The sequence below is a fragment of the Bacillus sp. 16GRE42 genome, assembly GCF_019837435.1.
Lineage (GTDB): Bacteria > Bacillota > Bacilli > Bacillales > Bacillaceae_G > Bacillus_A > Bacillus_A wiedmannii.
Window position 1 is genome coordinate 126,673 of the sequence record NZ_JADAXF010000002.1, and the last position, 13,183, is coordinate 139,855.

Genomic DNA, 13,183 nt, shown 5'->3' on the forward strand with positions numbered 1-13,183 from the left:
AATGATGCAGGTTAATTGAGAAAAGTACTTACAAAAGGAGAATTGCGAATGTTTATGAACAAATGGTTATTTCCATCGACCGGTTTGCTTCTGATGATTGTAGTGATGATAACTTTTAGCTCCTTCCATGCATTTGCCTCAGTTAACGTCGTAACACAACCTATCGATTCAACGAAAGTAATTGAGGTCGAACTGAATGATGATTACTTTCATCCAAACGTCATCACCATTCCAATTGAAGAGTCAACAACATTGTTATTAAAAAACAAAGGTAAGAATGAACATACCTTTACAGTAAAAAAACTCGGCATTGATGTCGTAGTCGAGTCAGGAAAAGAAAAAAACATTACCGTGAAACCTAAAAATACTGGTACATATGAATTAATATGCCGGTACCATCTTCTTAAAGGAATGGAAGGCAAAGTAATAGTCAAATAAAAAGAAGTTCCTTTTTGGAACTTCTTTTACTTAATTTCGATATCTGCAGAATGAATGTGATGTACTTTCCCTTCATGGTCCTCCAGAAGCAATACACCATCCTCTGTAATTCCTTTTGCTACCCCTGTAATTGTCTCTCTCATCGTTCGAGCGGTAATTTCTTTCCCGACGCTCACAGCGTAACTTTCCCAAAGAATTTTAATGACAGAGAAACCATTTTGTAAATACTCTTCATATAATTTTTCTAGTTGTAAAAAGATTTGTTGCATAAGCTCTGCACGAACAATTGGCTCACCGGATTCAATCGCTAAAGAAGTAGCAATATGTTGAATTTCCTCATCAAAATGTTCTTGCTTTTGATTCGCATTAATACCAATGCCCATAATGACAGCATTAATTTTATCAGGATCTGCCTGCATTTCTGTTAATATACCTACAGCCTTTTTACCTTGAATTAAAATATCATTCGGCCATTTTATTCCTACGTTTACACCCGTGCACTTTTCAATTGCTTGTGCAACGCTAACAGCCGCTAATAAAGTAAGTTGTGGTGCATGATGAACCGGGATTGATGGACGTAAAATAATACTCATCCAAATTCCTGTTCCTTTTGGTGAATGCCATTTCCTGCTTAAACGACCTCTGCCAGCTGTTTGTTCTTCTGCAACAACAATCGTTCCTTCTTCCGCACCTTCATAAGCAAGTTTTGCTGCAATATGCTGCGTGGATTCGACAGTTTCTTCAAAATATACCGTTCTACCAATATGTTTCGTTTGTAACCCTAACTGAATTTCATTAGCAGTTACTTTGTCTGGCTTACTCGCAATGCGATAACCTAATCGACGCACAGCTTCAAGTTCATATCCCTCATTCCGAAGGTCCTCCATATGTTTCCACACAGCGGTTCTTGAACAACCAAGTTTATCACTAATCGTTTGGCCAGATACAAACGCGCCATCCGCTTCCGAAAAAACTTGCAATAACTGCTTTCTTATAGTAGATTGCATTCTTGCAGCCACTCCCTTATACACTCTTTCTCATTACCTACGTTTCCTTGTACGATTGCTTCCTCAATTTTTTGAATCATTTCAGCAACCCACGGACCGGGCTTTTTATTTGCCCAGTTTAATAAATCATTCCCAGTCACATTCATTTCTTGGCGACTCTTTATTGGCAATACTTCAAACAACATTTGTACTCGTTTAACAGATGTATGATCATAGCTTTCAATCATCGCTTCATATACTCTTTCGGCCATTTCAGCGATATGAAGTCCCGTTTTATAAAGAAGAACTGTATCCCAATCCTTCTCCTTTCTCGTACGAATTGTTAATAAAACTGCGACGATATCTTTTATTTTTTTATTCGAAAACTTCCATTGACGTAAAAAGACAGATGGATGCTCTTCCCCAATACAATATAAGAAGAATGCCCATGCCTCAATGTCCGTTTCAAAAGAATCCCAGTTATACTGCGTAGCTTTTAATAATCTCTCTTCTGACATTTGTAAATATGGCAGATGAGAAAATAGCTTCGTTTCTACTAATTCTTGCAAGCCCTTCACACAATATGTACCAGTTAACAGTTTCTCAAACTCCACTGTAATTCGCTCAATTGCAATATGTTCTAGCAAATGTCCATATGTTTCAATTGCTTGTTTCGTTTTCATTTCTAAAGAAAAACCTAACGTACTTACGAAACGAATACCACGCATCATTCGCAGGGCGTCTTCTTGAAAACGATCCGCAGCATTTCCAACCGTCACAACTTCTCTCTTTTGAATCGCTTCCTGTCCAGCAAATAAATCAACCATTTTGCCTTCTTCTGTCATCGCAATTGCATTCATTGTGAAATCACGACGTTTTAAATCCTCTTCTAATGAACGAACGAATTGAACACTACTAGGTCTTCGAAAATCTTCATATTCGCTCTCTGTTCGAAAAGTAGTTACCTCATAAGGTTCACCATTTTCTACCACAATTACAGTTCCATGCTCAAGACCAACAGGAACATGTCTTGGAAATATAGCCATCACTTCTTCTGGTAAAGCAGATGTCGCAATATCAATATCACCAATTGGCCTATCGATAATAAGATCTCGTACGCTTCCACCGACAAAGTAAGCCTCATGTCCTTGTTGCTTTAAAGTCTCAATAATAGAACTAGCTTTTTTAAATCTTTCCATTTTTGTCATCCCTTAGTACATCGTAGTAAATCGTTTCATATTGTGAGACGATTTTTTCAGAGCGGAACTGCTCGTAAACACTTTCTCTTGCTCGCTCTCCCATATTACGGTGAAGTTCTTCATCCTTTAATAGCTGAATGGCTTGATTTGCCACTCCTGTTGGATTGCCAACTTCACATAAATATCCTGTTTCACCATGTTGAATGACTTCCGGAATACCTCCAACCCTTGTTCCGATACAAGGTACACCACACGCCATCGCTTCTAATAAAACAAGACCAAAACTCTCCTTCTCTGAAAGAAGCAACATTAAATCACTCATCGCAAGTAGTTCTGCAACATTATCTTGCTTCCCTAAGAATAAGACGCGATCTTCAATATGTAGATTTTTCACTATCTGTAAAATCGTGCAAAATTCTGGTCCATCTCCAACAAGAAGCAACTTCGCATCTACTTCTGTAACAATTTTAGCAAATGCCTGAACAACATCTTGCACACGTTTCACTTTACGGAAATTTGAAATGTGAATTAGTATCTTTTCACTCTCACTTATACCGTATTCTTTCTTTAATTGAGACATATCACGCTTGAAATATACACGTTCGTCTATAAAGTTATATACCGTTTGAATGTTTTTATTTGGTTTTACAAGCTCATGCGTTTCGTTAATTAATGAATGCGAGACCGCCGTCACAACATCAGATTGCTCAATACCAAAACGAATTAAATTATTTAGCGAAGGGTCGGAACCTAACACAGTAATATCTGTTCCATGCAAGGTTGTAACAATTTTAATACGCTCTCCAATCATTTGTTTTGCTAAATAAGCACAAATTGCATGTGGTATTGCGTAATGCACATGTAAAATATCTAGGTTTTCTCTTTGTGCAACTTCTGCCATTTTACTCGCTAACGCTAAATCGTATGGTGGATATTGAAATACAGAGTATTGATTTACCGTCACTTCATGAAAATAAATGTTTGGATACACTTTATTTAACCGGAATGGTAAACCCGATGTAATAAAATGAATTTCATGCCCGCGTTCCGCTAATTGCTTTCCTAATTCTGTTCCAACAACTCCAGAACCACCTACAGAAGGATAACATGTAATACCTATTTTTAATTTCATTTACATCCCCCTATTAAATCAGCATGTAATAAAACCGGTTTCTTACTCATAAATCCCTCGGCATATAAGACTCCAACTTCTTTTCCAAACATTTTCTCTCGAGCGACCACAGTTTCAACATAACCTTCTGTTAACGGCGTTTTCACACCATCACTACTTGTTGAAAACTGACTTTCATATGCTTCTAATGCTTCCACTTTTATAGAAAGGTACTCACTTATATCTATACAAAAATTCGGTTTATGAAAACCATTAATCATATAATAATAAAAAGACTCCACACGATGTGGTGGAAGCTCTGGCATATATTTACGAATTCCCGCTGAAAAAATAGCTTCTTCCACAAGTTTTGCACAATTCGCATGATCTGGATGACGATCTTCATAATACGGCGCAAAAACTAGTTTTGGTTTATATGTACGAATCACCTTTACAATTTCACGTATATACTCTTCTTTCATATACAAACCACGGTCTGGCATCGCTAAATTCAGTCTCGTTTTTACTCCCATTATACGAGCTGCCGCCTTTGCTTCTTCTTTTCTCAATTCTATTGTTCCATTAGAAGAAAGATCAGCTTCTGTTAAATCACAAATACCTACTTCATACCCTTGCTTCGTATATTTAGCAATGGTACCGGCCATGCCGATTTCAACATCATCGGCATGAGCACCAAACGCTAATATATGTAATCCACTCATAATTGTTCCCCTCATTTTCTAAACTTACGGTAATCTAAATCTCCTCGCTCTAATGCGTGCATTAACATTTCAGCACTTGCCATGTTCGTTGCAAGTGGAATCGCATATACATCACATAGACGAAGCAATGCATTTACATCTGGTTCATGCGGCTGAGCAGTTAGTGGATCCCGGAAAAAAATCACCATATCCATATCATTTTTCGCAATCATGGCACCAATTTCTTGATCACCACCAAGAGGACCCGATTGATATCTTGTTACAACTAAACCAGTTGCCTCCATAATACGAAGTCCTGTCGTCCCTGTTGCAAACAATTCATGTTGTTCAAAAATTGGTTTATATGCGTATGCAAACGAAACCATGTCATTTTTCTTTTTGTCATGTGCGATTAAGGCAATTTTCATCCGTTGTCTCCCCTTTAGTCGATAATGTTTTCTAATCCGTACACAAGATGATCTAAATTCATTACTGTATCAATTGATAGTTTTACACCTGACATAAAGGATGCACGATTGAATGAATCATGGCGAACCGTTAACATTTGTCCATCTCCACCAAACATTACTTCTTGGTGTGCAATAAGTCCTGGTAAACGTACACTATGAATGTGAATGCCGTCTACATTTGCACCACGAGCACCTTCTAGTTGCTCTACTTCATTCGGGTGACCTTGCTGCTTTGATTCACGGTTTTGACGAATTAATTCTACTGTTTTTACAGCTGTACCAGATGGTGCATCTAATTTTTGATCATGATGCAATTCAATTACTTCAACATCTTGGAAGTACTTCGCTGCCATTTGTGAGAATTTCATCATAAGAACTGCACCAATTGCAAAGTTTGGAGCGATAATTGTTCCTACTGCTTTTTCTTTCGCATTCTCTGTTAATTGCTTTAGTTCTTCTTCTGTAAATCCAGTTGTACCAATAACAGAACGAAGTCCACGCTCAACTGCTAGTGTAACGTGTTGTTTTCCAACTTCTGGCGTTGTTAAATCTAACAACACATCTGCTTCTACTTCCTCTAAACAAGTATGTAAATCCGCGTAAATTGGCGCTTGTAACGCTGGCATGCCCGGTAAATCAGAGATTTTCTCTCCACCATGCTTATAATCCACTGCTGCTACTAAATTAAAATGTTCCGTTCTTTCCATAAGAAGGACTGCTTCATGTCCCATACGTCCTCTTGGTCCAGCGATAATTACTTTAATTTCTTTCATTATTCTTTCTCTCCCTCATCAATACGTGTCCAGCGATCTTTATCGCGAGTATTAAATTTATTCATTACAATGTTATGTGCCGTTTCTAAATCAATATTTAAACTATTTGCCATACAAATCATAACAAATAATACATCTCCAAGCTCTTCTTCAATACTACGTTCTGTTTCAGTTGTTTTCTTCGGTTTCTCACCATAATAATGATTAACCTCTCTTGCAAGCTCCCCCATTTCTTCCGTTAAACGAGCCATCATTGCAAGTGGACTGAAATAACCTTCTTTAAACTGACCAATATATGCATCTACTTCTTTCTGCATATCCTTCATCGTTTTTGCTTCCATACAATTCACCTCTAATCCTTCCTCTTTCATGTTAGCCAATTCATCGCGATTTGACAAATATTATTCCCCGCAAAACACCTATTTGCGCCCCTTTTTTGGATAGACTATAATAAAGTGAAACTTCTTTTGCATGCTTTTCGCAAAAGATTAGTTGAACCAATCGGGTTCCTACGGCTGGTTTGTCCTTCTTCAGAGCTTTATCCCCTACCAGCCGTTGGAACGGGGTAAAGTGAAACTTCTTTTGCATGCTTTTCGCAAAAGATTAGTTGAACCAATCGGATTTTTTTAGCCTTCACTATTTTTACTAACAACTAGAAATTACTTATCATTATGTTTTACCGTTTCAGCGGAGCAATGCAATCTACATAATTAGGGGGATTTCTATATGACATCAAATTTGAAGATTCGAAATATCATTTTCATTTTAATCGGTTCCGCTATTTTTTCTTTCGGTATTGTGAATATCAATATTGAAAATCACCTTGCGGAAGGTGGATTTACCGGTATTACACTATTATTGTATTTTCTATTTAAGTTTGACCCTTCTTACTCAAACTTAATTTTAAATATCCCTATATTTATTATTGGTTGGAAGTTACTTGGAAGAACGACATTTTTATATACACTAATCGGCACCTTTAGCGTATCTTTATTTCTATGGATTTTTCAGCGTTACGATGTTCTGAACTTACATTTAAATTTACAAAATGATATGACACTCGCGGCTTTATTCGCCGGGGCATTTATTGGTATCGGTCTTGGAATAATATTTAAATATGGCGGGACTACTGGCGGTGTAGATATTATCGCGAGACTCGCTCATAAATATGTTGGCTGGAGTATGGGGAAAACGATGTTTATGTTTGATGCTATCGTCATTATCGTCTCGATTCTTACATATTTATCATACCGCGAGGGCATGTATACGTTAGTTGCTGTTTTTATCGGTGCTAAGGTCATTGATTTTATGCAAGAAGGAGCTTATGCGGCGAAAGGAGCAACTATTATCTCAGATAAAAACGATGAAATTGCTGCCAAAATTTTATCTGATATGGAACGCGGAGCTACTTTTTTAAAAGCTGTTGGATCGTATACAAAAGTGGAACGGAACGTATTATATTGCGTTGTTGCTAAAAATGAAATCGTGAAATTAAAAAATATTATTACTTCTGTAGATCCTCATGCTTTTGTTGCAGTAAGTGATGTACATGATGTAGTTGGTGAAGGTTTTACGTTAGATGAAAATAAAAATCCGTTACATACATAAACGCAACTAGAAAAGCTCTCTAGCTTTTCTAGTTTTTTATTACATGTTTTTTAAGTTTCTCTAAATCCTCATAAATAAGCTCCAATAAACTCCGATTATAAAAAATGGACGCAGGATGAAAAGTCGGGAAAATATGATATTCTTTCTCTGACCATGTAAACTCTGCACTTTGCATATCCTTTACTTTTTGAATAGGCTGTTTTAATAATTGTCCGTGCACATCAGTTATTTTTTTATTTTTTCCTGTTAAACGTTGAAGGCCGATATTTCCAAGTGTGACGATAAGATTCGGGTTTATTTTCTCTAATTCATAATCTAACAAAGGTGCATGGGCAAGTATTTCTCCTTGATTTGGCGTTCTATTATACTTTTTCTGTATGATTTCACCATTTCGTTCTCTTTTCTCTCGCCACTTATAAGGTCTACTCCGAACAGCGCTCGTAATATATACTTCTTCCCTTGTAACGTGAATCCGTTCTAAAAAAACCATTAATTGTTTTCCCGCTCTCCCGCTAAACGGAATCCCATTATGAATTTCTGTTTCACCAGGCGCTTCTCCTAACAGCATAAATTTTGGATTTTCAGGACCTTGTCCACTTAAAAAGCCTTCTAACTGATAAGAAGCGCTTTGTTCTTTCACTTGTTTTACTATATGACTTGGATATTTCACTTCCCCCACCGCCTTTCCGCATTATTTCTATTCCTTCTATTATTTCTATTTGCAATACATTATATAATTCAATCCACAAAACAAAAAAGACTATCAAAATTGATAGTCTTTAGTCGTCGCTACGCTGCATACCAGTATACATTAATACGAGACGTAATAATTCAAATACCGCTACAGCTGCAGCCGCTACATATGTTAATGCCGCCGCATTTAATACTTTACGAGCTTGGCCATATTCATCTGTTGATACGATACCTAACGCTTCAATTTGTTGCATTGCACGCTTTGATGCATCAAACTCAACTGGTAATGTAACGAGTTGGAACACAACACCTGCTGCCATTAAAATAATTCCTAATAACAATAGTTTTGACATTGTCGCAAATATACCAATCATAATAAATACCCATGATATATTCGATCCAAAATTCGCCACAGGCACTAACGAATGACGAATACGCATAAAGTTATAATCTTTTGCATCTTGAATTGCGTGTCCTACTTCGTGTGCTGCCACTGCTGTACCAGCAACTGAATGACCGTAATAGTTATCTGTTGATAATCGAACTGTTTTGGCAGTTGGATCATAATGGTCTGATAAATGACCTGGTGTTTCTTCTACAGCTACGTTGTATAATCCATTTTCATCTAAAATCTTTCGAGCCACTTCCGCTCCTGTCATACCTGATGTTGAATAAACTTGTGAATACTTGCTATAAGCACTACGTACTCTTGACTGTGCATACAACGGTATGATCATTATGATCGCGAAGTAAATTAAATAAAACATCATGAACCTCCATTGAAGTTTTAATTATAGTACTTCTCATTCTATTTTCTTCTGTCATCATTGTCAATGAATAAACCTTACAATCCATATCTTTATTTATTGCATTATCTATTCTTAGAGTGTACATTACTTTTTCTTTTTTCTCTCTCTCCTTTATACTTTCTCCATCCAACATAAGTTAATGTGAATAAAATAAGACCTCCAGTAATTGTCATAAACCAAATGAGAGAGGGTGCAATTTCATCTTTTTTTACTGTGTGAAATATTTTTTGCAAATCCCCTTTAATGATTCCTACTTGCATTTGCCCCCCTTTCGTATTTAACATAACGTTACGAAATTCATCCAAATAAGATAAATGGGCATTTACACGCTGCACTTCATTTTCTGGCAGGGCGATCATTAAGCTTGGATAAATAATATTAAATTCATGTAAAAATGTGTTTAACGTTTGTTGAAACTGTCCCGTATCTTCTTTTTTCATCGCTTTTTCCATTTGAGAAAAGGCACCCATTACTTTTCTTTCTCTTTCCATCCAAAGTGGTTGATATTTCGACACTTGCGCATCAACAGCGAGCTGCAGGGCTAACACATTATCAATTTTAACTTGTTTACCTAAATCTGTTTCCGAGAGAGATTGTTTCGCCTTGTCGTAAGCTAAAGAAATAACTCTAACTTGATCTGGCGTTACTTCTTGCTTCTTTTCATTCCCCTTTATAACAAACTGCTCGGAGAAATGTTGTAATACTTGTACTGCTTTTTCATCTTCATTACGCTTCACTAATTGTAATGAGTCGTCTAACAACCCTGTTAGTTCACTCCACTCTTCAGCATATATACGTAACGGAAACATTATAATTAGAAATACTATTAATCCAATTAATGTTCTCTTCATCACGGTCCCCCCTATAACTACTAGTACAAAATATGTTAATTTGGACAAGAATAGAACAGTACTGGACCGAAAAATATATTATCGTTTTACAAACAAAAAAATTCTCTTTAAACAGAGAATTTTTCCTTTGAAATCCTTTTCTTTTTTACGAAATATCTATACAAGCTGTAACAAAGTATGCTGCCGCATAAAATAAATAATAAAATTGCACACGCAGCATGCATAAAGAATTCTTCTGGTAGCATTAATATAATTGGATCCGTTTCAATATCAAACATCCAATAATCATTACTGAATAAAAGCTTATGGAATAATACAAAACTCTTTTCAAAATTAATAGCGATCGGTAACATGAGCGCGATCGGTAAGATAATTGTTAAAATTGATCCGTGCAGTAAAAACTTTTCATTTTTCTTTTTTAATAAATAAATGCCGCCTATTATTGCAATCATAATTGTCGCATACATTACATATTGAATCTTTACTAAAATATTTTTAACATCTACAAAATGAATACGGCCATTTGTAGACATATCTAATGTTGGCAACTGCAATGCTCCATCATAAAACGGCGATAAATATGTAATAAGCACATCATAATTTCTTTTAATATCATCCTTCGTCATATCCGCTAAATCTGGAATGTTTAAAAAATCAATTTCAAAATAATATAGCCATTTTCCGTATACAACCGCCGTTGTTGCGAGTGCAAATATAGAAAATGCTATGCTATATGAAACAACTATAGTAATCAATCGATCCAATATTTTTGTACCACTCTTATTTTTCTTCATTTTCTCCCCCTACATGTTCTAACAATCATAAAGAAAACTGTTTTCGATTCTCACGCAAGCAATAATAATATGTAATACATAGTGTGGTGATACTTAGCCAAAACGTAAAGTAACCAATTTCTTCTACAAACAAATGCATAATTCCATATCTCGGCATTTGCCAAAATAAATAATCAATTGCATCATTATGTAATGTCCATATAGCCGCTACCGCAAAATGCCATTTTTCTATACGGTAAAACGGTGCATATAACAATCCTTGTACTGCCATCGCAAAATGCGAAAACATTAACAGATATCCGATAAGACCAATGGGACCTTTTACATAGATCATAATTGCATTTACAACAACAGCCCATATACCATATTTTATTAAAGTAACAATCGCTAACGCCTCTATTAACCCCCAATTTCTCTTTCTTAAAAAAGCAATTAAAACAAAGACAAAAAAGAGACTCGCCATCGGGCTATCAGGTACAAACGGCCAAAATATAGGTGAGGTCTCTTTTAATTGATTTCCATACCATATAAATCCGTATATTGTACCTAATATGTTAACAACTAATAAAAATAATAATACAGAGCGTTGTCTTAACATTGCATACAAATAAACCAAGCTGCATGTCCAACACCTTTCAAACAAAGTCATTCTTTCCTCAAACTCTACTCTATTATATAGTAAACTTTCTTTCATCAAAATAAAAAGCTGACTACAAATTTTGTAGTCAGCTTTTTATTATTTTTTATTATACTTAGCAATGAATTCCGAAAGCTTCTTCAATTCCTCATCCGTACCTTTAAATACGCCTTTAGGCATTGAACCTTTTCCATCTTTCGCAATTTTAGCAATTTCTTCTGGCTTTAAAGTTAAATTTTGCAGTGCCGGTGCTGCTGCCCCGCCTTGTAAATTGTCACCGTGACACGTTAAACAAGTATTTTTTTGCATTAATTTATAGCCGTCATCATTTTTATCAACTGGTGCTGTTTTTACAATTGCTCCTTGTTTTTTTGCAGCTTCCCAGTCGTGGTGTGCTACAGATTCCCAAGTTAAAAAGATAATTGATGCAATGGCTAAAAGCATAAATCCAGTTGCTACAGGACGCTTTAACGGGCGTCTTTCTGGTCCTCGATCAAGAAATGGAGCTAATAGTAATGCGCCAAACGCAATCCCTGGCATAATAAACGCTCCAATTACAGTAAATGAACCAGAAGCATAAGAATACTTTAATAACTGATACAAGAATAAGAAATACCAATCTGGAAGTGGTATATATCCGGCATCAGTTGGATCCGCCATTCTCTCAAGTGGTGACGGATGCGCCACTGTTAAACATAAATAACCGATTAAAAAAACTGCACCAACCATCCATTCTTTTAACAAGAAGTTCGGCCAAAACGCTTCTGTTTTTCCTGGGTATTCAGAATAGTCTTTCGGAATATTTGGTTTCCTAGCTACTGGTACCCGAGAATCTCCTACAAACTTCATCCCTTTGCCGCGATGCATAATCTCCCTCCTTTAGTTCTTTCCCCTTTAATTTAGCAATCTCTTATAGCGGACCGGAAATACCTTGTTTGCGAATCATGATGAAGTGGAAGGCCATTAAACCTAGAAGTGCTGCTGGTAAGAAGAAGACGTGAATAGCAAAGAAGCGAGTTAATGTTTGAGCGCCAACAATTTCGGAATGACCAGCGAGTAATGTTTTAATATAAGGACCAATGAGTGGCGTTTGCTCTGCAATTTGAATCCCTACTTTCGTAGCAAATAATGCTTTCATATCCCACGGTAGTAAATATCCGGTAAAACCAAGACCTAACATAACAAAGAAAATAAGAACACCAACAATCCAGTTTAACTCACGAGGCTTTTTATACGCACCCTGGAAGAAAACTCTAAGTGTATGTAAAAACATCATTACAATGACGAGACTAGCGCCCCAGTGGTGCATCCCACGAACAATTTGCCCATATGCAACTTCATTTTGTAAATAATAAACCGATTCCCAAGCATTTTTAATATCAGGCACATAATACATCGTCAAAAACATTCCTGATAAAATTTGAATTACAGTAACGAAAAAGGTAAGTCCTCCAAAGCAATAAACGAATGCAGAAAAGTGATGTGCCGGGTTTACATGTTCAGGTACTTCATGATCAGCGATATCACGCCATATTGGTGTAATATCTAACCTTTCATCTACCCAATCATAAATTTTATTTAGCATCTACTTTGCACCCCCTTTTGGCTTCGCTTTTCCTAAATACAGCGTTCCATCTTTTACTTTGGACTCGTATACATCAAGCGGAGCAAGGGGCGGCGTGCCTTTAATGTTCATCCCGTCTTTTGTGTAACGGCCCCCGTGACATGGACAAAAGAATTGATTCGGATGTGCTTTGTCCGAATTCCAGTTAACTGTACACCCTAAATGTTTACATACCGGAGAGAACGCAACAATGTCTCCGCTTTCATCTTTATGAACCCAAGCTGATTTTGGCTCTTCGGACTTGTACCAACCATCAACCTGCTTCACCTTAAAGTCGAAACGTTTCGGCTCTGTTGTAATATCCTTTACTTGTGCAACAGCAACCATATCCGTTCCCGCTTCTTTTCTTAACACCGGATCAAGCGCAAATCGCGTCATCGGCATTAAAATACCCGCTGCCATAAAGCCTCCTACCCCTGTAAGGGTGTAATTTAAAAACTGTCTTCTTGATACACGATGTTCTTTCTCGCTCACGAAAATTTCCCCCCT

17 protein-coding genes are annotated in these 13,183 nt (G+C 36.6%); 2 read left to right on the plus strand and 15 right to left on the minus strand.

Annotated features, from left to right (window positions below; genetic code table 11):
• The first annotated feature begins 48 nt into the window (after window positions 1-48).
• The gene (locus ILS93_RS12870) at window positions 49-438 is read left to right on the plus strand and encodes a cupredoxin domain-containing protein (protein ID WP_142315013.1); all 390 of its coding nucleotides are present in this window, start codon (window positions 49-51) and stop codon (window positions 436-438) included.
• Window positions 439-464: 26 nt separating this feature from the next.
• On the opposite strand, the gene ILS93_RS12875 is transcribed toward ILS93_RS12870, so the two are convergent.
• From ILS93_RS12875 to ILS93_RS12905, 7 genes are read right to left on the minus strand one after another with little or no spacing between them, the layout of a single operon-like run.
• A complete protein-coding gene (locus tag ILS93_RS12875) occupies window positions 465-1,445 on the minus strand; it encodes a biotin--[acetyl-CoA-carboxylase] ligase (RefSeq protein WP_064476609.1) in 981 nt (326 codons plus the stop codon).
• The gene (locus ILS93_RS12880; protein WP_098102158.1) at window positions 1,430-2,623 is read right to left on the minus strand and encodes a CCA tRNA nucleotidyltransferase; all 1,194 of its coding nucleotides are present in this window, start codon (window positions 2,621-2,623) and stop codon (window positions 1,430-1,432) included. Before ILS93_RS12880 ends, ILS93_RS12875 begins: the two co-directional genes overlap by 16 nt.
• The gene (bshA, locus tag ILS93_RS12885) at window positions 2,610-3,755 is read right to left on the minus strand and encodes an N-acetyl-alpha-D-glucosaminyl L-malate synthase BshA (RefSeq protein WP_000768303.1); all 1,146 of its coding nucleotides are present in this window, start codon (window positions 3,753-3,755) and stop codon (window positions 2,610-2,612) included. The genes ILS93_RS12880 and bshA overlap by 14 nt, the downstream gene beginning before the upstream one ends.
• On the minus strand, window positions 3,752-4,456 hold the full coding sequence (gene bshB1 / locus ILS93_RS12890; RefSeq protein WP_087979995.1) for a bacillithiol biosynthesis deacetylase BshB1: 705 nt from the start codon (window positions 4,454-4,456) through the stop codon (window positions 3,752-3,754). Before bshB1 ends, bshA begins: the two co-directional genes overlap by 4 nt.
• 11 nt (window positions 4,457-4,467) lie before the next feature.
• Window positions 4,468-4,863, minus strand: a complete 396-nt coding sequence (mgsA, locus tag ILS93_RS12895) for a methylglyoxal synthase (RefSeq protein WP_000684766.1) — start codon at window positions 4,861-4,863, stop codon at window positions 4,468-4,470.
• A gap of 14 nt (window positions 4,864-4,877) precedes the next feature.
• Entirely contained in the window at window positions 4,878-5,678 is an 801-nt protein-coding gene (gene dapB, locus ILS93_RS12900; RefSeq protein ID WP_000658814.1) for a dihydrodipicolinate reductase, read from the minus strand.
• Window positions 5,678-6,019, minus strand: a complete 342-nt coding sequence (locus ILS93_RS12905; RefSeq protein ID WP_001992677.1) for a nucleotide pyrophosphohydrolase — start codon at window positions 6,017-6,019, stop codon at window positions 5,678-5,680. The genes dapB and ILS93_RS12905 overlap by 1 nt, the downstream gene beginning before the upstream one ends.
• A gap of 385 nt (window positions 6,020-6,404) precedes the next feature.
• On the opposite strand from ILS93_RS12905, the gene ILS93_RS12910 reads away from it, so the two are divergent.
• Window positions 6,405-7,286, plus strand: a complete 882-nt coding sequence (locus ILS93_RS12910) for a YitT family protein (protein WP_064476612.1) — start codon at window positions 6,405-6,407, stop codon at window positions 7,284-7,286.
• A gap of 28 nt (window positions 7,287-7,314) precedes the next feature.
• On the opposite strand, the gene ILS93_RS12915 is transcribed toward ILS93_RS12910, so the two are convergent.
• From ILS93_RS12915 to qcrA, 8 genes are all read right to left on the minus strand, one after another.
• Window positions 7,315-7,956, minus strand: coding sequence for a uracil-DNA glycosylase (locus ILS93_RS12915; protein ID WP_088048408.1), 642 nt, complete (start codon window positions 7,954-7,956; stop codon window positions 7,315-7,317).
• A 109-nt stretch (window positions 7,957-8,065) separates the two neighbouring features.
• Window positions 8,066-8,749, minus strand: a complete 684-nt coding sequence (locus tag ILS93_RS12920; RefSeq protein ID WP_073517780.1) for a zinc metallopeptidase — start codon at window positions 8,747-8,749, stop codon at window positions 8,066-8,068.
• Between the two features lie 101 nt (window positions 8,750-8,850).
• Window positions 8,851-9,639: a sporulation protein YpjB gene (gene ypjB, locus ILS93_RS12925; protein WP_048561338.1), complete on the minus strand. Its 789-nt coding sequence runs from the start codon at window positions 9,637-9,639 to the stop codon at window positions 8,851-8,853.
• 107 nt (window positions 9,640-9,746) lie between these two features.
• Entirely contained in the window at window positions 9,747-10,433 is a 687-nt protein-coding gene (gene lit / locus ILS93_RS12930; RefSeq protein WP_000739736.1) for a lipoprotein intramolecular transacylase Lit, read from the minus strand.
• A 25-nt stretch (window positions 10,434-10,458) separates the two neighbouring features.
• Window positions 10,459-11,049 carry a lipoprotein heptaprenylglyceryl N-acetyltransferase LhaT gene (gene lhaT, locus ILS93_RS12935; protein WP_098102214.1) on the minus strand — a complete coding sequence of 197 codons (591 nt, stop codon included), beginning with the start codon at window positions 11,047-11,049 and terminating at the stop codon, window positions 10,459-10,461.
• A 120-nt stretch (window positions 11,050-11,169) separates the two neighbouring features.
• Window positions 11,170-11,937 carry a menaquinol-cytochrome c reductase cytochrome b/c subunit gene (gene qcrC / locus ILS93_RS12940; protein WP_000554600.1) on the minus strand — a complete coding sequence of 256 codons (768 nt, stop codon included), beginning with the start codon at window positions 11,935-11,937 and terminating at the stop codon, window positions 11,170-11,172.
• 43 nt (window positions 11,938-11,980) lie between these two features.
• Window positions 11,981-12,655, minus strand: coding sequence for a menaquinol-cytochrome c reductase cytochrome b subunit (gene qcrB, locus ILS93_RS12945; protein WP_000932700.1), 675 nt, complete (start codon window positions 12,653-12,655; stop codon window positions 11,981-11,983).
• Window positions 12,656-13,168 (minus strand): menaquinol-cytochrome c reductase iron-sulfur subunit, encoded by a 513-nt coding sequence (gene qcrA, locus ILS93_RS12950; protein WP_001290419.1) that lies wholly within the window; start codon window positions 13,166-13,168, stop codon window positions 12,656-12,658.
• Window positions 13,169-13,183 lie beyond the last annotated feature (15 nt).

Excerpts from the sequence above, each read along its gene's own strand:
- ILS93_RS12875 (WP_064476609.1), bottom strand. The coding sequence starts at position 1,445 with ATGCAATCTACTATAAGAAAGCAGTTATTGCAAGTTTTTTCGGAAGCG.
- bshB1 (WP_087979995.1), bottom strand. The coding sequence starts at position 4,456 with ATGAGTGGATTACATATATTAGCGTTTGGTGCTCATGCCGATGATGTT.
- ILS93_RS12910 (WP_064476612.1), top strand. The coding sequence starts at position 6,405 with ATGACATCAAATTTGAAGATTCGAAATATCATTTTCATTTTAATCGGT.
- ILS93_RS12870 (WP_142315013.1), top strand. The coding sequence starts at position 49 with ATGTTTATGAACAAATGGTTATTTCCATCGACCGGTTTGCTTCTGATG.
- dapB (WP_000658814.1), bottom strand. The coding sequence starts at position 5,678 with ATGAAAGAAATTAAAGTAATTATCGCTGGACCAAGAGGACGTATGGGA.
- lit (WP_000739736.1), bottom strand. The coding sequence starts at position 10,433 with ATGAAGAAAAATAAGAGTGGTACAAAAATATTGGATCGATTGATTACT.
- ILS93_RS12920 (WP_073517780.1), bottom strand. The coding sequence starts at position 8,749 with ATGATGTTTTATTTAATTTACTTCGCGATCATAATGATCATACCGTTG.
- qcrC (WP_000554600.1), bottom strand. The coding sequence starts at position 11,937 with ATGCATCGCGGCAAAGGGATGAAGTTTGTAGGAGATTCTCGGGTACCA.
- ILS93_RS12880 (WP_098102158.1), bottom strand. The coding sequence starts at position 2,623 with ATGGAAAGATTTAAAAAAGCTAGTTCTATTATTGAGACTTTAAAGCAA.
- ILS93_RS12905 (WP_001992677.1), bottom strand. The coding sequence starts at position 6,019 with ATGGAAGCAAAAACGATGAAGGATATGCAGAAAGAAGTAGATGCATAT.
- mgsA (WP_000684766.1), bottom strand. The coding sequence starts at position 4,863 with ATGAAAATTGCCTTAATCGCACATGACAAAAAGAAAAATGACATGGTT.
- ypjB (WP_048561338.1), bottom strand. The coding sequence starts at position 9,639 with ATGAAGAGAACATTAATTGGATTAATAGTATTTCTAATTATAATGTTT.
- qcrB (WP_000932700.1), bottom strand. The coding sequence starts at position 12,655 with ATGCTAAATAAAATTTATGATTGGGTAGATGAAAGGTTAGATATTACA.
- bshA (WP_000768303.1), bottom strand. The coding sequence starts at position 3,755 with ATGAAATTAAAAATAGGTATTACATGTTATCCTTCTGTAGGTGGTTCT.